Origin of the sequence: Bradyrhizobium sp. S3.12.5, from assembly GCF_040548225.1 — a bacterium.
Taxonomy (GTDB): domain Bacteria; phylum Pseudomonadota; class Alphaproteobacteria; order Rhizobiales; family Xanthobacteraceae; genus Bradyrhizobium; species Bradyrhizobium cytisi.
In genome coordinates this window covers 1-21,482 of the sequence record NZ_JBEPRF010000046.1, presented here as the reverse complement: position 1 = coordinate 21,482, position 21,482 = coordinate 1, and the positions used below count along the sequence as shown (strand labels likewise).

Here is a 21,482-nt window from a genome sequence, read left to right as displayed (position 1 = left end):
GGCCATCTGCGCCCTTCCTGAAATCTACAGGTCGGGTCGCAACATAAATCATGAGGCCAGCGGGAGCCGTCAGCATGAACGTGTCCGGCGCAACGCAACGAACACATCACTCAACACGGCAAGGCCAGGCGTCCCTCGCACCTCAACTCGTGCCCCATGGAGCTCAACCGTCACAACGGCTGCTTCCGGCGACCCGGAGGGAGCTGCAGCCACCGATGGCGACGATTCCGACACCAACGGCACAAACGACAGTGCTCCCCCCGCAGCTGGCAGCACCAGTTGACCTGAACGCGCCCGGCGCCGCCAGTCATGCACCTGCTGGGGCCGGCAGCCATGGCGACGTGCGACAGCTGTTACGATCGCGCCCGGCTCGAGACTGTCCGCGACGATCTGCGCCTTCAAATCATCTGGCCACTGTTTCCGGCCGCCGCCGGCGTACACTTCTATGCGCGGTGACAACGGTCGTCTTATGTCGTCCGAATGGTCGTCCATTGTGAGCACCCTTGCAGAAGATGACTCTTCTAACGGCGCTCATAGGTCTACGCACAAACAATCTGATGGGCCTCGCAGCCCCGCTTACGGTTAATGGAGAGGTGAGCATTATGCAGGTGGACGGTTATGCTGCCTAAAAGGCGCTGGCGGGCGATCATGGTGGTGCAATCCAGCTCGCCTTTTGTCTCGCCCATGCCCGACGCAAATTCGTCGAGGTGTTCAAAACGACCCAGTCGCCGTTCGCGCGCGAGGTGATCGAGCGCCTGCAGGCGGTCTATGCCATCGAAGCGGAGATCCGCGGCAGCAGTGCCGAGCAGCGGCTGGCCGCCCGCTGCACCAAGTCCGCTCCGTTGATGGAGGCGCTCAGGACGCGCCTAACGGCAATGGTCGGCCAGCTCTTCTCCCAGTCGAAACTGGCGGAGGCGATCAACTATAGCTCAACCACTGGGACGGGTTGACGCTGTTTCTCCGCGACGGTCGTGTCGAGATCGACTCCAGTACGGTCGAGTGTTCCATGCGCCCGATTGCCATGGGAAGACGCAACTCGTTGTTCTGCGGCGGCGAAGGCGGCGCCGAGAGCTGGGCGATCCTGACATCACTCGTGAACACGGAAAAACTCCATGCGCCCGATTATCTGGCCGACGTGCTGGAGCGCATCGTTTCCGGGCGAACCAAGAGCCATCAGCTGCACGAGTTGCTCGCCTGGAACTGGAAGGCGGCGCACCGGCGCACCGCACAGGCCGCCGCATGAGCCCGCGTCGCCATAAGGCTTGGTCGTCGATGGCGTCAGCCGCGATGCTGCTTGAAGAGCTCACACAATGGCTACAAGCTCGCCTCGATCGGCATCCTGCCGCCACCAGCCTTTTCATGCTCGACGGCTACGTCGCCGCGATCGTGGCCGGACCGGTATCGATGAGCCCGCTCGACTGGATTTGCCCGCTGCTCGCCATCGATGCCGATGCTTTCAACCACGGCGGCACGCCCGAGTTCGCGGCGATCTCCGCCGTCGCACTGCGTCATAACGAGATCAGCCAGACCCTTTCGACCACGCCTCGCCAGTTCGCGCCGATGCACCGGCGCGAAGTTAATGGCGATATCGATGCGCGTCTCTGGTGCCAGGGCTTCTATGCCGCGATGCGGCTCAGGCTGTCGGCGTGGGCGCCGTTGCTGGACGGCAACGGCAATCACGGCCTGCTGCTGCCCATCCTGCTGCACTGTCGCGACGATCAGGGCCGTCCGCTGCTCGGACCGCCGCGAAGGAGCCGCGAGACCGAAGACTTTCTCCGCAACGTCTACGCCGACATCCCAGCGGCGTCGAGGCCTTGCGCCAATACTGGATGCCGATCCGCTACGCACGCGCCCGCTGATCACCGCGGACGTGGGAGCTCATACCCATTACTTTCTACCGACTACTCATCAACTTGCCATCACGCTCGCGACTGCTTTGCTGCGTTGTTTTCAATTTTCATTCCATCAGAAGGCTGGCGTTTCGCAGTCGAAGGCATCCGCACTGCTGCCCTTTGTGGCTGCCTACGCAGCGATCTGTGGTCGGTATCCCGCGGCCGGACGAATTGACCGCTCTCAATATTCCCGCTTGCTCGGCAGGAACGATCGCGCATCTACGTCTTCCGCGCGGAAACGTTTGCCCCACTTGGCGACCATCTTTCGGCGTCATGCCGAATTGCAGCGCGGCGGCCCTTTACAATACTTCGCAGCCATCACCTCTCGACTCTTGAGCACCGGAGGTGCATTTCTTGTGCGTGTCCATTCAGTCCGCCTCCGAACCACTGACGTTTGGCGACGTCAACATTCATGGCCGGGTCGAAGCCCATCACACGCTATTGCCGCGATCTCGTTGGGCGTCAGTGAAATCAATGATGTCAGCGAGCGTGCGCGCTGCCATGTCCTCTCCAGCCAGCCAAGCCTTGTGCCAGGATACGATACGGGTCAGCGCGGTCGACAAATTCCAACGCGCATGCCAACCTAGTTTCTGGCCTGCCTTTGCGCAATCGAGCCGCAGAAAATAGTTCTCGTGCGGCTGCGGTGCATTGGTAACAGTCCAGCGGGCTTCCGGCGACCACATGCCGGTTAGACGATCAGCAATCCAAGCCACCGAGCGAGCGTCGAATTCGGATGGGCCGAAGTTCCAGCTATCAGCAAAGGCCAAACCATCGGTGAACAGGCGCTCAGCTAACGCGAGATATCCCGAAAGAGGTTCGAGCACATGTTGCCATGGACGAATAGCGGTCGGCGAGCGGATTTCCACCACCTCCCCCGCTGCAATGGCGCGGAGGATATCGGGAATCAAGCGATCCTGGGCCCAGTCGCCACCGCCGATCACATTACCGGCACGGGCGGTAGCCAGCGCCACCGCGTTCCCCACATGGCTGCCGGGCTGAAAAAAAGAGACACGAAAAGTCGAGGACACAAGTTCGGCACAGGCCTTGCTGTTGCTATAGGGATCACGTCCGCCGAGGCGATCGTTTTCACGATAGCCCCAGATCCATTCACGGTTCTGGTAGCACTTGTCGGAGGTGATATTGAGCACGACGCGGACCGAGTTCACCTGCCGAACGGCTTGCAACAAGTGCACCGTTCCCATGACATTGGTCCGATAGGTCTCAACTGGATTGGCATAAGAATAGCGCACCAATGATTGTGCGGCCATGTGGATAACGATATCGGGCGCAGTACTCTGAAGCGTGCTGACCAAAAGATCGTAATTGGTCACGTCGCCCAGAATCGACTCCATGCCAGCTCCGACGCGAGCGATTTCAAAAAGGCTAGGCGTTGCGGGCGGCGGAGCAAGCGCGTAGCCGGTCACCCGGGCACCGAGATGTTGCAGCCAAAGCGCGAGCCACGCCCCCTTGAATCCAGTGTGCCCCGTAAGAAAGACGCGCTTACCCGCCCAGAAGGTGCTCATTTCTCCCACACCTTCCACGGAGCCCTGCCCTCAACCCAGAGCGCTTCGAGGAACGTCTTATCGCGCAGAGTATCCATGGGCTGCCAGAAGCCATGGTGCTGGTACGCTGAAAGCTGTTGCTGCTCAGCCAAGGCCGCGAGCGGCTCGCGCTCCCAAACAGTGGAGTCATCGACCAGTAGGTCAATTACTTTCGGCGAGAGCACGAAGAAGCCGCCATTGATCATCCTCCCATCACCCCGGGGTTTTTCTTTGAAAGTGGCGACACGGTGATCAGCGCGAATTTCGAGCGCGCCGAAACGACCAGGGGGATAGGTAGCAGTTAGAGTGGCGAGTGTACCTTGGCGACGGTGGAAGGCAATCAATGCGGTGATATCGATATCTCCCACACCGTCGCCATAGGTGAAACAGAACGCATCGTCATCGGTCAGGTAATTGGCAATTCGCTTGAGCCGACCACCAGTCATGGTGTTCTCGCCCGTATCCACCAGCGTCACCTTCCAAGGTTCGGCATGGTGCTGGTGAACCTCCATGCGATTACTTGTCATGTCGAAGGTGACATCCGATACGTACAGGAAGTAGTTGGCGAAGTATTCCTTGATTACATAGCCCTTGTAGCCGCAGCAGATCACGAAGTCGTTTATGCCGTGGTGCGAGTAGATTTTGAGGATGTGCCACAAAATTGGCTTACCGCCGATCTCGATCATTGGCTTGGGCCGAAGGTGGGTCTCCTCGGAGAGTCGGGTTCCAAATCCACCCACGAGGATCACAGCTTTCACGATTGGCTCCATTTCTGGCTATGCGGTCGTTGTTGCCTCGCTTGACGGCAGGATTGCTCCGCCAGTTCGGCGGGGCGAACGGGCTTGATCAAAAACTGCCTGTGAGGATTCGGATAGTCCCCGTCAACGACAGGGGTTTCGAAGGTAGCGGCGCCGACGTAGTCCGCCGGCCGGGCTCCAAAGGAAGCCATGACACTGACTTGGTCAAGATGACGCGGGCCCTCAGGCTCGATCAGTACCCACGCTTTGGCCAAATTGGCGCAGTTCTCAAGTCCAAGCGTTTCCACCGCGACTGCGTTACTAGCGGGATATCCCCCGATCAGCCATGGTAGACCTAGCGCTTGCGCCTCAAGCACATACAGCAGGCTCGGCGAGTGACCAGTTAGATCGACGATCGGGGTACCTACTTGAAGGCCAGCCGCACGAGCTCCGGCTCTGGCCGTGGCCAGATACTCGTGGAAGGGTTGTGAGAGCACCAATTTTCCGCGACCCGGCATGGACATAATGGCGGTATAAGCGCGGAGATCTTTCACCTGAAAGAACGGCTTGAGCATGCCAGCATTGACCACCGATGCAGTGAGCAACTGTGCCAATACCGCCAGGGCCAGTAGGGTGACGGCGCCGCGTCCCTCTTGCGCAAGGGGGTTGAGGAAGGCAACGACGGCGAGCATCCAGAATAAGGCCGCATACGAACCGACGAACCAGTAATTGAGATTGGAGCCCAGTGCGAGTAGGTGCGGCAGGATCAAAAAGGTTAAGGTTAGAGCGAGGCTGGTGGGAACCTGGGTGCGCAGAACCAATCTCTTACGGTAGAACATCGCGCCAAGGCACGTGAAGGCCGGCACCAGAAACAGGCTCGAGACATCGAGTTTGATCGGATCCGTCCCTAGCAGCGCAATCGCGATCGTTACGATCAATGCCGCGGCGAGAGCCAGCAATGGGCGCCACTTGTGCCTCGACCTCACGAGAACACTGAGCAGAGGGACTGTCGCCAAAAACACAGCAATGGCGAGTTGCGAGCGACTGGCCGCCAGCCAGTCAATCCGAAAGATGCGAGACAGCTCGTGCCCTTTACCTAGCAGGGTTATCGCCTCGGCGCCGGTGACCATTCGAGTCACCAGCCCGTTGACGCCGCCGTCGATCAATTGGGCGGTAACGATAAGCAGAGCAAGAGCGACCAGCGCCGCGCCAAGCATGAACAGCAGCGACCTTCGGCACAGAACCACGACATAGAGCATAACGACCAGCGCAATGGTCGCAGCGGTGGTCGGCTTTGCCATGAAGCAGCACCAACCCCCAACACCGACCAGGATCGACCCCGAGACCTGGCCGATCCGCCCCTGCCGGTCGACTAGCAGCAAACCGATCATCACCATCAGAACCGATTGAATGTTGAGTGCGTAGTAGCTGGGTGTGAGCAGAAAGCGGTCGTGAAAGGCGACTAGTGCCAGGCTGGCGATCCCTGCCGATAGCACCGCCGCACGCGGCCAGCCCACTGTCCAGAAGCGGCGAACCATCAGGAAGCTAAGACTCCAGCCCAGCGCCATGGTCAGCGTGACGTTCGCAATGCGAAGCATTGCGATGTCGCCCTCCAACCACTGGTATGGCCAGTGATACACGAAGCCGAAAAGGGACGGCGGAACATTGATTGCGTAGGCGAATGGGTTCGCGATGGAGATGAGCCAGAAACCTTCGTCGCCGACATTGAAACCGTAACTGCTGTAGTATAGGAGCCAAGCGAAAAGGATTGCTGTGGTTACGGCGGACAGACCTAGCAGGGTCTGATCCAGCCACAATGACAACGTCCTTCCGCTGACAACGTGGTTATCTCTTGGCATACGCGCCTTCCCTGGCAGGCTCGTAGACCAAGCCCATTCCGATGGATATCAACCTCGAAGAACTTCTAATTGACCTGAGCCTCGCAGTCTCCTCCAACACTTGGTAGTGCCTCACCTCGAGCGAGATGAGCATGAAGCCGAGCCGGTGTTCACCGAAGAGATGGGGCACTCGGTCCCGATCGCCTGACCTATTTTCCGCGTAGCACGTTTTGACTGACGATCATGGACCGATTCCATCTAAAGGAGGAAAAGTCATGATCTGCGTCGACCTCGATGTTTCGCTGAATTCCGTTGCGATATGTGCGGTGGACGAGACCGGAAAGCTTATCCGAGAGGGAACGACGTTGGCGGACGCGCCATCGATTGTGCAGTACCTCGAACCATGGACTGGTCAAGTTGAGCGGGTGGGCCTGGAGGCAGGACCGACCTCGGAATGGCTGACCGCGAATCTAATCGAACTGGGGCTGCCGCCCGTCAATTTGGAATCCCGCCAAGTTAAAGGCGGCACTTTCGGCCATGCCGGTGAAGACCGATCGGAACGACAGCCGTGGGATCGCGCAGGTGGTGAGAGCGGGATGGTCCAAGCCTGTCCAGGTCAAGAGCATCGGCAGCCAAAGGGCGCGGACATTCGCGGCTGCTCGCAAGCAATCATCCGCTCCATCGCTGCCGCGTGGCAGGACGGTTTCAGCCAACGCTTGGATGATGACGCGCAAAAGCTCTGCGAGCCATCGCTGGAGCAGGCCGAAGTTGAAGCCTGCCGCGGCGAGGTCGCGTTGATGCGGTCGCCGACGCGACCTTTGAGATAGTTTCGGTCCATGCGGTGCTCGGCCTTGAGGTGGCCGATGACGGGCTCGACAGCCGCGCGACGCTTCATCTCGCGACGGATGGAAGCCGTGACGCGACGAACCTGACGAGAGATCGAGACCCTGATGCGGGTGGTTGTGACCGCGATACCCTTTGTCGACGTGGATGCGACGAGCCTCCACGCCGGTCAGCTTCTCCATGTCGGCGATCACGGGGCCGAGCGTGTGGCCGTCGAAGGGATTGCCGTGCAGGGTCTTGGCATGGAGCACGAACTGTCCGCCCTTCGGAGACGTCACGGGGGTGGCGATACTGATCTTGCAGCCGAACTCGTAAGGCGCGCGGGCTTTCCCTTGCCGATGCACTCGACCTCCGGCGCATGTAATGCATAGACCTTGGGGCCGCGCTGATGCTGATCCTGGCTGCGCACCTGCTGCGCTAAACCGCAGTTTGCGCCTGCAATTCACCGAAAGCTGAATATCTTGAATCGCTTAGGTCGAAAATCGCTTCCGGAAAGTGTCCATGTAGAGATTCACAAATCACCGAATTTATGATTCGACTCGTCGGTCGCGTCGTCCACCCAACCAGGCGAGGTCTGTGTCCAGTAGCGGAAAAGGCCATTTTTAAGAAATCCGAATCGGATCAGCCCGTTGCGCGTTTCGACGGTGAAAACTTCAGGCTAAACCGAGCAGCGGGCCGAAGCGAGCTTCCAGCACCGCATCGCCATCAATATTGCGGCGGATGTCGCGGATGATCCGGCCAAGCCGTGTCCGCAGGAACTTGAGCTGGCGCCGGGCGCGTTTGAACTGGTGGGCGTGGGTATAGCGGCCGACCATGATGGCGGCGCGCTTGGCCAGGCGCAGATAGCTCTGGCGCAGCGGCACACGGTTGCGCTTGACGAGCCCGACGAGCTTGATGATGGCCGATGCATCAGCCGCGCGTCGGTCGGATGCGCAACGGCCTTGGGCTGCACCGTGGTATGTGCGCCTTGACGGCGCGAAGAAGGAGGTTGAGTATGTAGACCATCTTCCGAGCAGCTTGCTGCGCAAGAGATGATCGGAGAATGGAATGCGAACACATCTCGTTCGACTTCCTTGGCTACACCTTCCAGCCGCGCAGCGCTCGCGATCGAAAGGGCGAGAAGTTCCTCAACTTCCTCCTGGCAATCAGCAGCAAGGCTGCGAACGGAATCCGATAAACCATTCGCTCATGGCGACTTGGTTCGACGAGAAACCACTGGAGTCTTGAAGGACTCTCCAAGCTGATTGATCCTGTCGTGCAAGGATGGCTGAACTATTACGGACGGTTTTACCGCACGGAATGTGTCAACGTCCTTCGTCATGTTAACGACGCGCTCGCCCGTTGGGCGAGGCGGAAATACAAGCGGTTGAAAGGCCGGAAAGTCGCCTCAGTATATTGGTTGGGACGGCTCGCACAGCGCGATCCGAACCTGCTCTAGTTGTGGCGAGTCGGCATTCGACCTGCGGCTGGAAGATAGAAGCCGGATGAATCGAGAGGTTCACGGCCGGTTTCGTGAGAGCTTCGGGGTGCAACTCCCCGGGGCTACTCGACCGACCGCCACCCGCTCCAGGTCGTTGGAGCCAATGGCGCCAGTCTTGTGCGCCACCGACAGACTTTCCTGGATCAGCGCAACGAGCTGCTCCTCTCGCCGAGCCGCTGGCGCCAGCGCGTCATCGACGATAGATCGAACGGAAAACGGTGGCAGAAGCTCAACTCGCCACAAAAGTATTGGTAGTAGATTCTCGATCTAGCGGGCGCACAGCACCTCATCTGACAGATTGTGCATGTGCTACAGGATGAACAGGCCGGCGACAAGCCGCGTCCGCAGGCCAGGCTGCCCCGGACCGGCCTGGCACACCGAACCAAAGCGGTCATCCAGAAACTTCCAGTCGATCAGCGCCGCCAACCGCACCAGCGGGTGGCCCATGTCGATGATTTGATCAAGCGCCGGAAGCAACAGGTCCTTCTGGCGATCGTCCCGCGGTTTGCTCATCGCCGTTCCCAATGCCGATGACCCGCCGTCAGAGAATCACGAATCGCGCGAAAGCAAAATCCCAAAACGCAAGAAAGCGCGGCCCAACAGCCGGCCTTCCCGCAAAATCGAATACTTTATCGAGACAACTTTTGCCTATCTCTCAGGCCGATCTGCATTCTTCACGGACGACACTTTACTCTAATCCTGCCAACAGAGGTCAAGGGGAAAGGGGACCAGCAAGTTTCGTTGGGCGGCGCCACCAGACCAAACAGGCCGACGCGATTCATGTCCAGTTTCCGACAGCGGCACGAAGCGCCGTCGGATTCAAAACATTCGCAGTCATGGAGCGTTGTGGAAGTTTTAAAGCATGATTAGGGCGTTAGTGCGCGCTGGTGGCGTTGGCACGGCCGTTGCTATTGAGTGCAGCAACACTGTGTCAGGGCTGAGAGCACGGCGACGGCAAGAGGCCTCGGATGCTCTCGTTTCTGAAACATGTGATAGAGAAAACAATTTGGCAATAGGTTCGGAGAGCAACATGGCCCTACGCATTGAGGCAACATGTCCCGACGATTCTGTCGAAGGTATGATGTCAGCTGCCTCGCAAGAAATTGTGCATTGCGAAGTCTGCGGAAACAAAAGCCTTCGTGCGGACCTTAATCTTGGAAGCCACCCGATGTGTGACGACCTCGTGCGAATTGGAGATCATCGGGTATGCAAGACCTACCCGATAGAGATTCTATTCTGTGAGCGATGCATAACGGCGCATCAACGTTTTCAACTCCCCAAGCGGAAGCTCTTTCCTCCGAGCTATCACTACAGATCGGCCAATACAAACGATGTCATGATGGGAATGCGCAACCTGGTGGATGCGACTGAGCAATTGGTTGGCAATCTGCTCGGTAAAAAGGTGGTTGATATTGGGTGCAATGACGGCAGCTTGCTTGCTATCTTCGCTGAGCGCGGCGCCTCAACTTTTGGAATCGAACCCACCGGAGCTGCGAAAGACGCAAGGCAACGTGGCCATCGGGTCATTGAGGATTTCTTTGGCGAAAACCTTGCGAGGTCATTTGTGGAAGAATTTGGCCGCCCGGACGTGATTTCGTTCACCAACGTCTTTGCGCACATCGAAGATCTCGCGCATTTGATCCAATCGCTCAAGGTGCTGTCCGGTTCTGATACGACGATCGTAGTCGAGAATCACTATTTTGGAGCGATCCTGGACAAGAACCAATTTGATACATTCTATCACGAACACCCCCGTACCTACAGTTACACTTCTTTTGCATTCATAGCGGACGCGCTTGGCATGCGCATAGCGAAAGTGGAGTTTCCGCAGCGCTACGGTGGCAATATCCGCGTCTTCATGACGGGGAGAACCGGAGCCGCGCATGACCGGTGGAACGAGTTGTGGATCTTGGAACAGCAATTCGGGGCGAGGTTGCGCCAGCTTGCTGCAAACATCGAAAGATGGAAGGCGAGAAAGTCCATTCAGCTTCGGGCTACGTTCGAGCGGCACGGAAAGCTTGCAGCGAAGGCTTTTCCAGGGCGCGCTGCTATTCCCATTAAGATGCTTGGTCTTGACGAGCGAATGATTTCGGCAGTCTACGAAAAGCCGGGCTCGAGCAAGATCGGGCATTATATCCCCGGCACCCGGATTCCGATCGTCTCCGACAATGAGTTCTTGCCAGGGTCAGGTCCGCTGCTGAACCTTGCATGGCATGTCGCGGATGAGATTCGAACCTACATGCAAGAGCGTGGGTATGTCGGCGGGATGCTCGATATCATTTCGCGGGAGGATTTCGCGGAATCGCAGTCATGAAGGTCGGCATACTTGGCTCCGGATTTGGTCTCTACGGATATCTTCCTGCAATCATCCGCGGCTGCGGCGAGCGCGTCTTGCTCCCCGAGAGGTATCGCTCTCGCTTTCTCACGCGCCAAGATGTCGTATGTCTCGCAGAAAACATCGAATGGCTTCCGGATGAAAGGACGGTTTTGGATGCTGCGAGCGCGGTGATCATTGCAAGGCGCCCCGAAGACCAAGTTCACCTTGTTGATCACTGTCTGGCAAGGAGAAATATCAGACGCCTCTTGCTTGAGAAGCCTCTCGCTCCGAGTCCGGAAGCCGCGGGCTTACTGATCAGACGCATCTCCGCCGCGGGACTGGCGTTTCGGATTGGGTACGCATTTCGGTACACGCCATGGTTCAGTCTGCTGTTGCTTGCGCACAGCAGAGATCAACTGCGCGAGCCGGCGAAACTACGCTGGCGGTTTCGAGCACACCACCATAGAACGGGGGCACCTATCTGGAAACGACAAATCTCGCAAGGTGGAGGAGCGATCCGGTTCTTCGGAATACACCTGATTGCGATGCTGGCGGAGCTCGGTTACGATGTCGTTTTAACGTCGGAAGTGGACTCCACTTATGGCGGGGAAGCCGATTGCTGGCGCGCAACTTTCATTGGACCGGCACTGCCGGCTTTTCACATAGCAGTCGAGACGAACGCGCCAACCGACGAGTTTTACGTAGCTTGTGGGGAAGTATTGATCCAGCTGCCGGACCCGCTTTCAAGCGGAATTGGCTCGGGTCGATTCGATCGGCGCGTGGCGAGCTTGAGCGAACTATGCGCAGAATTCTTGTACAGCGAGACACGCTCACTGCCGTGGTATCAATCATCCATAGAGCTCTGGTCCAAGGTGGAGCTACTGACCAGGCGTGTGCCGTATTCGCAGGCAAAACGCAACAGCGAGCCATAGCATGTTCGAACGACTAGCGATTGCTTGCCGCGTCGGGAGATGAGAGCCATGAAGACCATCAGCGTAGTGACCCCTTGCTATAATGAAGAAGCAAGTATTATCGAGTGCGTTGATACTGTCCAGGAGATCTTCAGACGACATCTTCCGAACTACGGCTTGGAGCACATCTTTTGCGACAATTGTTCAATCGATAGAACTGTCGAGATCTTAAAGACGATCGCTGACCAAAATCCCAGCGTGAAGATCATCGTCAATTCTCGAGACTTTGGAATTCTCAAGAATACCTATAATGGCGTGCTTGCCGCGAACGGGGACGCGATAGTCCTTTTTCTGCCTGTGGATCTTCAGGACCCACCGGATCTCATTCCCGAAATGGTTCGGCTGTGGGAGCACGGAAGCGAGATCGTTTACGGGGTTCGAGCGCGGCGCGAAGAAAATTTTCTTGTGAGATTGACTCGCAAAGCTTATTATCGGGTCCTTAGCCGTGTGACTTATGTGAACTATCCGCCTGACGCTGGTGACTTTCAACTGGTCGACCGCCGAGTACTCGAGGCAATGAAGCGCATCGAGGATGCACAACCATTCATGCGTATGATGACCTTCGATTGCGGCTTTCGCTCGGTCGGCATCAAGTATACTTGGCGAGCGCGCAAGCATGGAAAGTCGAGGAATCGATTTTCCCACATGCTGGAGCAGGGATTGAACGGCATCATCAGCTTCAGTGGTATTCCGGTCCGGCTCGCGCTATTTGCTGGGATGCTAATAGCCGCGGCAAGCGTGTTGTATGCGGTGCTCGTTATACTACTGACCCTGACCGGCAATATCAGAAGCTTTCCGGGTGTGCCGACGATAATTGCTGCGCTCTTCTTCTTTGGGGGAATGCAGCTGCTGTTTCTCGGGCTGATCGGCGAATACATATTGGCGATCTTCAATCAGGTCAGGCGAAGACCGCTCGTGATAGAACGCGAGCGGATCAATTTTAAATGAATGAGCGAGCCTTTTAGCCCGATCTTGATGGTGATAGCGATGCCGCCCGCTCGGGTCGAGTGGTTGGGTCGGAAGCAGGGCAATGAGACGATAGAAGTTCTTTTCGCCTGCTGAATTCCGTTTATCGCCTTGATGATTGCGGCGACCGCACTTATCTCGCTGGCCGATCTCCGCTCACCGACGAGTCTCCTGAACATTGAGCCGGCCGATCCAACTACGAGGCGGTGTGCTTCCGCCAAATTTTGTCGGGAGCACATCCCAAACCCGGCAAGCGATTCGTGCGTATTGGGATAACCCTCGCGGCACCATTGGTTGTGCTCGGTGCAAGCTGGTTTGCCGCTGAACTGCCGCGCGCGCAGAAGTACAGAGCGGGTTTACTGTGCCGCGGTCATATTCAGCTTCGTTGACGCTCCATCGAAGGCGGAGTTTTCTCTATGCCTACAAATTACTGAGGGATAGCGGCATTTCGCGACTTTCGGCTGCGGATATTTGCATCATTACTGATCTCCGGGCGTGCCAAGGGGGAATCGCTTGAGCGTGCTGCGGCGGCTTTAGTTGTTGGTCTGCTGCTGACACTGCCGCTCAGCCCTCCGGCGAATGGAAAGGGCCTTCCCGGACCCCGCCATGACCTCGCCGCCGCCTATCGGCTCGTCCACCACGCCACGATCATCGCGCTTAAGCGAAAGCGCAATCCATGACAGGCGCCCGAGCACGCGACACCAAGAACGCAAGCTTGATTGACGCGCAGCGACAATCGGAGCCAACACTCCTCTTGCCCGCGACAAACGTCGCGGCAATCTTCATTCGCCGCGACACCGACTCGCGATCTTGAATGTCGCGCTCTTCCCAGGTTGCTGCGCTATAGTAAGTCCTGTTGGTCGTCCCGACGTCCTCGCGAGCCCGACCAGATTTTGCAGCCTCACAATGAGAGTGAATGTAAAGCGGATATTCAAAGATTGCTAGAGCGCCGTTCGTGGCGTGCGCTGATGAGCTCGAACAACACATTAGTCTCGGCCTGGTCCTTGCTGACATAGGCAAGATTATCGAGAATGACGAGGTCGAAGCGATCGGTGCGATTGATGGTGGCGTCGAATATTTCCGGCGATCGCGATCGGCGGCAACCAGGGGGCGCGCACCGCTGACAGTATGCAACCCGGGTAGCTTGGTCCATTGCCTAACCGCAGAGGATCGAGATGCCGACCGAGAGACTGTCCATGCGCCACATTCGTGAAGTTCAACGCATGCACTACAGCGTCGGCATGTCGCAACGCGCCGTTACGCGCAGCCTGGGCTTGGCCCAAGGCACGGTCAGCAAGTACCTTAACCTGCCGCGACGGCTTTTCCGTCCTCTACAAGAGAACGTCCCGCCTGTTCGCCGATCTTGCCCAGGTGCGCGGCGAAGGCCGTCTGGCGCGGCTGATCGCCGCGCTCAAGCGCGTCAATCTCCTCATCCTCGACTTATGTGGAGCGCACAGTGATGTGGAGTTGAGGGTCGACAATCGGCGCCGGTCCGGTTTTTGACAGCCGCCAACTCCACATAATTTACCTGTAGGTCATAGCCTCTTCAGCCAATCAACGATGTTAATCGCCGCAGAAGAGACGTGCCCGGCACGAGGCGATGCGAGGATCTCAGGGAACACCTGCATAAGCGCCTGGCGTTTTAGATCGATGTCCGCCCTTGCATAGGTCATGGTTGTGTTCAGCGACGAATGTCCGAACCATTGGCTGATGGTTGCGAAGTCGACTCCCGCCTTCAGGAGAAAGATGGCGGTCGTATGCCGCAAGGAATGGGGATGGATCCGCTTCTCCTGCAGCGTGCGGGTTGCACTGGCCGTGATGTGCTTCTTGAGCAGGTAACGAACGCCAAAGCGGGTCAACTTGTTGCCCTAGTGATTCACGAACAGCGGAGAGTCACCGCCTCCTGAATGAGCAGCACTGTTCGAGAGGTCTTGCAGAATCCGTGCGGTTTGCGGCCAAATTGGACACAATCGCGTTTTGGCGCCTTGCCGCGCAGCCGGACTTAATGGGGAGGATCGGTGCGGATGTCGCACTGCCGCAGATCGAGTATCTCCTGAACACGGGTACCCGTGTTGAGCATCAGTGCGAACAAGGCATAGTCGCGCTTACTCCGTTCCGTGGAGCGGTCGATCGATTTGAGCAACGCATCGACGTCCTGCGGCTCAAGGTATTCGATCGGCTTGCTACACGCGCCGCGTTTGAGCGGTACGCCTAGCACGCGCTGCAGCCCGGCTAGATAGGCGGGCTGTTCGGTTGCAGGAAAGCGAGCCAATGTATGCAGCGCCGCCAGCATTGCGGGTGGCGACGCCATTGTGACGCTCGGCCTCCAGAAAGGCCAGGAAGTCCTGGACCTGCCTAGCGGTGAAATCGACGAGGTCGAGGTTCTCGATAGCCTTCGCTGTTTGCGACGAAGTAAAACCCAAGAACAGGACGATGGCATCCCGGTAGTTGCGTATGGTGTGTCGGCTGGTACCCCGGAGCGTCGGCAGATACTCGCGGAAGAACCGCTCTATGCTCTTGCCGAGTTCGTTAGGTCTTTGGGATCTCATGCGCACCTCCGGTAACGAGGTGGCCGAAGTGCCTCTCGAGCCGATCGCTGGCTGCAGCAGCGAGTTGCGGAATCCAGCGCAGATAATAGGCAGTCGAAACTATTGAGACATGCCCCATGTACATCGCAAGCTTTGGCAGCTTGGATTGGACATCCGCACCTTGCTGGTACCATCGCAACAGCGCCCCGACCGCGAAGCTGTGTCGAAAATCGTGCACCCGCAGGGTTCGTCCGTCGGTGGCGCAAACGTTGGCTGCTTGGAATAGCGCTTGGATTCCTTGCCGGAGGCCAGTACCCGTGTAGCCGCGCGCCCGCCCCTTGCTGTTGCAAAGCAAAGGGGAATCCGATGAGCAGCTCAGCGGTGGCCGAAGCCGCTTCCTGAGGTACAACCTCAGCTCCCGAGCGGCATCTGGCGACAACGGGACGATCCGCGACTTGCGGAACTTCGATGCCCGAATGTGCAAAATGCCGTGGCGAGGATCGACGTAAGCCAATGTGAGGCGCAGCAGTTCGCCCCGACGGCGCCCTGCCGTGTAGAGCAGGACCACGGCGGCTGGCCGAAGCGGCGAGGTCGAAGTCGGGGCCAAACGATCGGCCGCGGCCAACATCCTGGCGACCTCGTCCGCCCCAAAGATGACTGGCGGTGCATACGGACACCGACGTGGGAGGCGGTTGATATCCGGAACGAAGCAAGTTGGCTCGGTCCGCCGACGATAGAGGCAGAAGTTGCGCACGATACGCTGGCGGTTGCGCCGCGTGTTTGCAGAGAGATGGCCCGTGACGCGCACCATGCCTCGAAGAGCGCTTGATCGAGGTCGGTAGAGCTGGTCTTCTCAAGAAGCCGACGCAGAGCGTCGATTACGCGCTCCTCATGAAGATACGCGCGCCCGAGTGAACGTTGCCTCCGCAAGTATCCGTCCACCAACTAGCCGAACGCGCTGCCAGGTATTGTCGCACTCATCTCGCGTCCTCCTCGATGCCGATGGCCGCCGTCGGCAGAGCAAGCGCGACCTCTCGCAGGACTCTGGTCTGCAGCCAGAGAGAGACACAGGTGCTCTCCAGGGTACGATGACCCATCAGATCACCGATCACCTTCACGCCGACGCCGCGGTCGAGCAGACGCATCGCAAACGAATGGCGCAGGCAGTAGGAGGATGTACCCGCGCTTCCGTCATTACGAACCGCTCGACTGCGGCGGCTGATAACGCATGCAGCGGGGCGTCAGCTGGCAAGGCGTGCGCGAGCAAACTCTTCGCCGTTGCGACGTGCTGTTCTAGGGTCGCGCAAGGCCACGCACCTCCGATAGATGCCGTCTGTAGCGTTCAAGAAGCGGCGACAACGGGTCCGGCGCTGGTTCTCTGAACAAGCAGCCTTCTCGCGGTGAGAAAGCGTACAACGGCGCATCGAGTGCCTTGCAATGACGCGCAAGAAAATGCTCGCGACAAAAACCCCTCTGAAACACCAGTATCGCAATCAAGCCGCGCCCACCCGGTCGAGGGCTTCCTTTAGCCCTCGTACGTGGCGGCAGGCTGTGAGTCTGCGGATTCCAGTCGAGATGAGCCAAGCGGCGAAATCTCCCAACAAAGCGCCATTGGGCGATCCGTGTAGCACGCGTGAACCTTCCGAAACAAGCGTTCGAGCATGGTTGTCCCCGTTGGATGGTTTGGAGAACCACGCTACCGTCGTCAGTTATCTGAGTAGGAACTGTCGAAGCGGCTGTTAATAGCGGGGAGATCGATACGGGTCCACATCACTGTACGCTCCACATAAATCGAGTCACGTTGAGCTCAACGTGATTGGACGACTGGGGACCTGAACCGCTCACTGCCGACCAGCGCCGTGATCTGCTCGAGATCGTCGACGATCGCTACGACAAGGGATCGTTGTTGATCACAAGTCAGGTCCCCGTGTCGCAATGGCATGACGTCATTGCCGATCCCCCCTCGGCGACGCGATATTGGACCGCATCATTCACAATGCGCGCCGCATCGAGCTCAAAGGCGACAGCCTGCGCCGTCAGGCCGGCGAAAAGAAAAAATCGTGAGCACCTCACGCGCGATCGCCCCGCCGTCCCACAGGCTCCTCCCGCGCGCGTCGCTCCGTCGCTCGTGGGGGCACTCCGCGCTGCGCACGGGGCCCTCCCATGGACCGCCGGGATGACCTCGCCGAGGGTGACGCTGGGTGCGAATCGCGTTCCGCATTTCGTAAACCGCGGTCGTATCATGATCGCGGTGGGTCGGAAGGGAAACTGTGACCGCGCGGCATCGTTCACATTTGCAAATGCTGATGCTCACTGGCTTCAACGAGAGGAGACCCCAAAGCGGATACCGACTCCGATATTGAAAAGGCCTCCGATGGGCATACCGGAGGCCTTCCTTGGAGGTCAAACTTAGATCTAAGAAGTCGCTTCTTTTCTCCTTCCGCTAGTTTGACAAAGATTTACCAGTTGCGTTGCGCACGGAACAGGAACGAGACGGTGCCCTGATCCTTGAACTCATAGACCGCGGGCGGCTTGGCCGCGCCAGTGGAGCCCGGGAAATTTACCGACCCGGCATAACTCTGGTTAAGCTGCGAGTAGTTGACCTCACCGGAGAAGGTCAGGTTCTTAACTGGAGTCCAGGCCGTCTTCGTGCCAATCACCCAGAGGTCGAAGTCCGGGTTGCAGGTCGAACCGGCCGTCAACAGTGCCGCCATAGCGGCACTGCCGCAGATATAGCCCTTGGCAGTGCCGTTATAACGGACCGCGCCCCAAGCACCGTAGATTGACGTATTCCATTGAGGATCCCAGTTGTGGGTGTAACCGGCGTTCATACCGTACGTCGTGGTCAGCTCCATCCCAGAGCCGGCAACGAAGACCGCGTCAGACACACCAGCAAAGCCGATGCTCCCATAGGCACCGGCCAAGCCGGTACCGCCGAACATCGAGTAGGTGACATTCGCAATATCTTGGAAGTTGTAACGGCTTGCACCATTCGTATACACACCTTGGATATTGATGGTGTCACCCGCGCCAGTCGGGATGTTCTTGATCGACAACGCCAACTGCCCAGCCCATCCCCACTTATCCGAGGGATAGCCAGATGTCTCGTACTGGCCGTAGTAGCCGGCGTGGTTGTCATGCGCTGCGAACGACGCCTGGAACAGGCCCCAAGCCTGGTCAACGCGCAACATGGCGACGAGATCCGGAGCCCTGTTGCCGCCGAAGTCATTGGCACCGTAAGCGCCGCCGACAATGCCAGCTGTCGTAATTGCGCTGACGTTCCAGAGGTTGCTCTGGAGATGCTGGACCGGGTCCTGAGCCGACACCGATAGCGAGATGCCCTGGCCGAAATCGGCAGTGTAGGTGAACTGGTTGATACCAGTGATCGTGCCGCCACCGCCAGGCAGTTGATCGAAGTTGTTCGCGGGATAGTTGGCCCAGGGTGCGGAGAACTGCGAGACCGCCTTACCCAACGTGAACCCAGCGAACTGGATAAAAGCATAGTAGACGCCGAGCCCGCCCTGAGCGATGTTGCCGTCAGCCTGTGCCCCGGGTGCACCGGCGGTTGCGTACGCCGTGGCCCCGCCAGTGAGGCCGGTACCGGCGCCACTGTAGCCCCTGCTCGACCAAGAGAAGGCCAGATTGGCATAAGTACGCAGCAGGCCGTATTGGGTCGCAGTGCGCGTGTCGATGTTGAGGCTTTCGCGGGACCGAGTGTAAAAATAATCGCTCAGGCGATTGTTCGCTGCGTTCGCACCGCTGTAGTAGGCGCCAAAGTTGGTGGCATGCCCGGGGATTTCAAAACGCAGGTATCCGTCCAGCTTGATGCAGGTGTCGGTGCCCGGGATGTAATAGAAGCCCGCTCCATACAACGAGCAGATCTTCACGTATTCGACCGGCTTAGCCTTGACGGGCAGATCGGCGGCCTGCACTCCGCCTGCGGCGAGCAGACCCGCCGTCGAACCGAGCAAAAGGCTCTTCACCATCTTCATAAAGTCCTCCAAATTGTTTCGCCTCCAAGTGGCCGCTCAACCGCCATGGCAGAGACCAACCACTTTCGCCCCCGCTCCAATCATTCTCGACCTGCAGGGCCTTCTCCGAACGTCGACTGCTAGATTGACCTAGTGAACGTCGCGGTGCGGATCATTCCGCCACTCGCGTGATAATGTTGACAGATTGCGATCGTTGTCGGCGGGCAAACTTGGTACGGAACGAACCAATGCAGACGTGCGCGCTGCTAGCGTGCTCTATTTGTGTCACAAGGGTACAACTCGTACTATGTCGAGCCAACAAAGTACATTTTGCACATTGGATTGCTCTTCGGCGAGCGAGCTCAATAATGCTCGATCTAATTGCTTATAGCCCATGTTGAATCACGTACTGGGCAATGCGGCCCACGTGACATGTCAGGCGCTTTAGCGGTAGCGTTTGAAGGCTTCGAGAAGACGTTTCGGGGTCGTGGTCGAGTACCTCAGCCATTCGGCTTTCGCCCTTACAGATCCGGGCTTGCGGCTTTGGCGAGTAGGCCGGCGGAATCTCACCGCCGGCCTCTCATAGATCCCAGCGTGAGACTCTCGCCTCACTGGGCTCCCATCAGGCGAACGAGCCGCGTATGCCGATCTTCCAGTGCGCGAACAAGCCGGGACGTTCTCGAGATAGTCGTTCGAGAACGCGGCCGGATGGCTGCCGCCAAGTGGCTCTTGCCGCCGCCGGGCGGGCCGAACAGCAGCAGATTGGCGCCCTTGCCCAACCAGCCATCGGCGGCGGCGAGCGCCGTCACCTGCGCCTTGGAGATCATCGGCACGGCCTCGAAGTCGAAGTTGTCGAAGGTCTTTCCGGCGGGAAGCCGCGCCTCGACGAGATGGCGCTCGATGCGGCGGCGGCCGCGTTCGGCGATCTCGTGCTCGGCAATGGTGGCGAGGAAGCGGGCCGCCGGCCAGCCTTCCTTGTCGGACTGCTCGGCAAATTGCGGCCACAGCACCTTGATGGCTGGCAGCCGCAACTCGTTGAGCAACAGATTGAGGCGCGCGGTGTCAATGGTGTTGGCCGGGCTCATGCGGCACCTCCGATCTCGCCGGCACCGATGAGGCACTCATAGCTGGCGAGCGGTGCGAGCTGCACCACGACGTGCGGCACGCAGGCCGGATCGGGAGCGAAGCAAGCGCGCAGCCGGTTAAGGTCGGGCAGTCGGCCGGCATCAAGCTCGGTCGCGAGCTGATCGGCGAGTTCGGCCTCGCAGCCGCGCTCATGGGCCAGTGCGAGCAGATCGACCATGATCCGGCAGGCTTTCTTGTCCGGCAGCCGCTCGCGCAAGGAATCGAAGGTTCGGCGATAGGCATCACGCGGGAACAGCCGATCACGGTAGACGAGATTGAGCAGCGCCATTGGCTTGCGCCGCAAGGAATGGATCACGTGCCGATAATCCACGACCTGGTCGTGCTTGCCGTTGGGATGCGGCCGCCCACGCGGCAGGGTGACGAGAGGGGTGCCGCCGACGAACACGTCGAGACGATCGTCGTAAAGGCGCACCCGCAGTTGGTGCCCGATCAAACGCGACGGCACGGTGTAGAACACCTTGCGCAAGGTGAAGCCGCCGCTTGACGTCACGCGGACAATCACCTCCTCGTAGTCCGAGGTGCGGCGATCTGGCAGCGCCTGCAGGGTGGCGCGCTCGTGGTCGATGCGCTTGGTGTTGCGGGCATTGCGGCGGCTGACGATCTCGTCGATGAAGCCGCGATAGGCGGCGAGATCATCGAAGTCGGCAGTGCCGCGCAACAGCAGCGCATCGGCGATCGTGCGCTTGAGATGACCATGCGAGCTCTCGATCGCCCCGTTCTCGTGGGCGATGCCGCGATTGTTGCGGGAAGGCCGCATGCCGTAATGGGCGCAGAGGTCCTCGTACCGCCGGGTCAGATCGTCCCTCGCATTGCGGTCGAGATTGCAGAAGGCGGCCGACAGGCTGTCGGTCCGATGCTCCCGCGGTGCCCCACCGAGCGACCACAGGGCATTCTGCAGCCCTTCGGCCAATGCGACGAAGCTCTCGCCACCGAGCACGACATGGGCGTGTTCAAACCCGCAATAGGCCAACCGGAAGTGATAGAGGCGATGATCGAGCGGCACGCCCGCGATGGCGACCCCAAGCTCGCCCATATCGGTGAAGTCGGACAGGCCGACCTGGCCCACTTCGTGGGTCTGGCGGAAGATGACCTCCTGCTCCTCGCCGTGGATCGCCCGCCAGGCGCGGATCCGGCGCTCGAGCGTGCGGCGGATTCCGGCCCCCAGCTCAGGATGGCGTCGGAGCATCTCCTCGAAGATGGCCACGGGCCGCACGCCGGGAGCAGCCTTCAGCATCGGCACGACCTCCAGGCC

Annotated in this window: 16 protein-coding genes and 8 pseudogenes; 8 read left to right on the top strand and 16 right to left on the bottom strand. The window is 59.0% G+C overall.

The window, feature by feature from the left end; all coding sequences use genetic code 11:
- Positions 1–69: 69 nt before the first annotated feature.
- A complete protein-coding gene (gene tnpA, locus ABIC09_RS36895) occupies positions 70–492 on the bottom strand; it encodes an IS66-like element accessory protein TnpA (protein ID WP_354112371.1) in 423 nt (140 codons plus the stop codon).
- A 215-nt stretch (positions 493–707) separates the two neighbouring features.
- Between tnpA and ABIC09_RS36890 the strand changes: the two are divergent.
- Positions 708–1,243: pseudogene (locus ABIC09_RS36890) on the top strand (IS66 family transposase).
- A gap of 29 nt (positions 1,244–1,272) precedes the next feature.
- Positions 1,273–2,067 (top strand): UPF0149 family protein, encoded by a 795-nt coding sequence (locus tag ABIC09_RS36885; protein WP_354112370.1) that lies wholly within the window; start codon positions 1,273–1,275, stop codon positions 2,065–2,067.
- 256 nt (positions 2,068–2,323) lie between these two features.
- On the opposite strand, the gene rfbG is transcribed toward ABIC09_RS36885, so the two are convergent.
- From rfbG to ABIC09_RS36860, 5 genes and pseudogenes are all read right to left on the bottom strand, one after another.
- Positions 2,324–3,415, bottom strand: coding sequence for a CDP-glucose 4,6-dehydratase (gene rfbG, locus ABIC09_RS36880; protein WP_354112369.1), 1,092 nt, complete (start codon positions 3,413–3,415; stop codon positions 2,324–2,326).
- The gene (gene rfbF, locus ABIC09_RS36875; protein WP_354112368.1) at positions 3,412–4,191 is read right to left on the bottom strand and encodes a glucose-1-phosphate cytidylyltransferase; all 780 of its coding nucleotides are present in this window, start codon (positions 4,189–4,191) and stop codon (positions 3,412–3,414) included. The genes rfbG and rfbF overlap by 4 nt, the downstream gene beginning before the upstream one ends.
- Complete coding sequence (locus tag ABIC09_RS36870) at positions 4,188–5,987, bottom strand: hypothetical protein (protein ID WP_354112367.1); 1,800 nt, start codon at positions 5,985–5,987, stop codon at positions 4,188–4,190. The genes rfbF and ABIC09_RS36870 overlap by 4 nt, the downstream gene beginning before the upstream one ends.
- A gap of 722 nt (positions 5,988–6,709) precedes the next feature.
- Positions 6,710–7,272: pseudogene (locus ABIC09_RS36865) on the bottom strand (transposase); the annotation flags it as partial.
- A gap of 244 nt (positions 7,273–7,516) precedes the next feature.
- Positions 7,517–7,809, bottom strand: a pseudogene (locus tag ABIC09_RS36860) (IS5/IS1182 family transposase); the annotation flags it as partial.
- A gap of 222 nt (positions 7,810–8,031) precedes the next feature.
- Here ABIC09_RS36860 and ABIC09_RS36855 point away from each other — a divergent pair.
- Entirely contained in the window at positions 8,032–8,289 is a 258-nt protein-coding gene (locus ABIC09_RS36855; RefSeq protein WP_354112373.1) for a group II intron maturase-specific domain-containing protein, read from the top strand.
- Positions 8,290–8,403: 114 nt separating this feature from the next.
- Here ABIC09_RS36855 and ABIC09_RS36850 read toward each other — a convergent pair.
- Positions 8,404–8,844: pseudogene (locus tag ABIC09_RS36850) on the bottom strand (transposase); the annotation flags it as partial.
- A gap of 517 nt (positions 8,845–9,361) precedes the next feature.
- Here ABIC09_RS36850 and ABIC09_RS36845 point away from each other — a divergent pair.
- The 3 genes from ABIC09_RS36845 to ABIC09_RS36835 are packed head-to-tail and all read left to right on the top strand — an operon-like array spanning position 9,362 to position 12,567.
- Positions 9,362–10,645 (top strand): class I SAM-dependent methyltransferase, encoded by a 1,284-nt coding sequence (locus ABIC09_RS36845; RefSeq protein ID WP_354112366.1) that lies wholly within the window; start codon positions 9,362–9,364, stop codon positions 10,643–10,645.
- Complete coding sequence (locus ABIC09_RS36840; protein WP_354112365.1) at positions 10,642–11,580, top strand: Gfo/Idh/MocA family oxidoreductase; 939 nt, start codon at positions 10,642–10,644, stop codon at positions 11,578–11,580. The genes ABIC09_RS36845 and ABIC09_RS36840 overlap by 4 nt, the downstream gene beginning before the upstream one ends.
- 48 nt (positions 11,581–11,628) lie before the next feature.
- A complete protein-coding gene (locus tag ABIC09_RS36835; protein WP_354112364.1) occupies positions 11,629–12,567 on the top strand; it encodes a glycosyltransferase family 2 protein in 939 nt (312 codons plus the stop codon).
- A gap of 961 nt (positions 12,568–13,528) precedes the next feature.
- Here the strand turns inward: ABIC09_RS36835 and ABIC09_RS36830 are convergent.
- A pseudogene (locus ABIC09_RS36830) lies at positions 13,529–13,648 on the bottom strand (ATP-binding protein); the annotation flags it as partial.
- Between the two features lie 146 nt (positions 13,649–13,794).
- Here ABIC09_RS36830 and ABIC09_RS37515 point away from each other — a divergent pair.
- Entirely contained in the window at positions 13,795–14,088 is a 294-nt protein-coding gene (locus ABIC09_RS37515; RefSeq protein WP_502917737.1) for an ATP-binding protein, read from the top strand.
- Positions 14,089–14,120: 32 nt separating this feature from the next.
- On the opposite strand, the gene ABIC09_RS36820 is transcribed toward ABIC09_RS37515, so the two are convergent.
- The 5 genes and pseudogenes from ABIC09_RS36820 to ABIC09_RS36800 form a co-directional block, all read right to left on the bottom strand.
- The gene (locus ABIC09_RS36820) at positions 14,121–14,444 is read right to left on the bottom strand and encodes a tyrosine-type recombinase/integrase (RefSeq protein WP_354112363.1); all 324 of its coding nucleotides are present in this window, start codon (positions 14,442–14,444) and stop codon (positions 14,121–14,123) included.
- Positions 14,445–14,587: 143 nt separating this feature from the next.
- Positions 14,588–14,896: a tyrosine-type recombinase/integrase gene (locus ABIC09_RS36815; RefSeq protein ID WP_354112362.1), complete on the bottom strand. Its 309-nt coding sequence runs from the start codon at positions 14,894–14,896 to the stop codon at positions 14,588–14,590.
- Between the two features lie 22 nt (positions 14,897–14,918).
- Positions 14,919–15,134 (bottom strand): annotated as a pseudogene (locus ABIC09_RS36810) (site-specific integrase); the annotation flags it as partial.
- A complete protein-coding gene (locus ABIC09_RS36805; protein WP_354112361.1) occupies positions 15,115–15,741 on the bottom strand; it encodes a tyrosine-type recombinase/integrase in 627 nt (208 codons plus the stop codon). The gene ABIC09_RS36805 and the pseudogene ABIC09_RS36810, both read right to left, overlap by 20 nt.
- Before the next feature lie 349 nt (positions 15,742–16,090).
- Entirely contained in the window at positions 16,091–16,336 is a 246-nt protein-coding gene (locus ABIC09_RS36800; RefSeq protein ID WP_354112372.1) for a tyrosine-type recombinase/integrase, read from the bottom strand.
- Between the two features lie 593 nt (positions 16,337–16,929).
- On the opposite strand from ABIC09_RS36800, the pseudogene ABIC09_RS36795 reads away from it, so the two are divergent.
- Positions 16,930–17,177 (top strand): annotated as a pseudogene (locus ABIC09_RS36795) (ATP-binding protein); the annotation flags it as partial.
- A gap of 395 nt (positions 17,178–17,572) precedes the next feature.
- Here ABIC09_RS36795 and ABIC09_RS36790 read toward each other — a convergent pair.
- The 3 genes and pseudogenes from ABIC09_RS36790 to istA all read right to left on the bottom strand — a co-directional run.
- The gene (locus ABIC09_RS36790) at positions 17,573–19,105 is read right to left on the bottom strand and encodes a porin (protein ID WP_354112360.1); all 1,533 of its coding nucleotides are present in this window, start codon (positions 19,103–19,105) and stop codon (positions 17,573–17,575) included.
- A 629-nt stretch (positions 19,106–19,734) separates the two neighbouring features.
- A pseudogene (locus tag ABIC09_RS36785) lies at positions 19,735–20,169 on the bottom strand (ATP-binding protein); the annotation flags it as partial.
- Positions 20,166–21,482: IS21 family transposase (istA, locus tag ABIC09_RS36780; protein WP_354112358.1), on the bottom strand; the 1,317-nt coding region annotated here is incomplete at its 5' end. The gene istA and the pseudogene ABIC09_RS36785, both read right to left, overlap by 4 nt.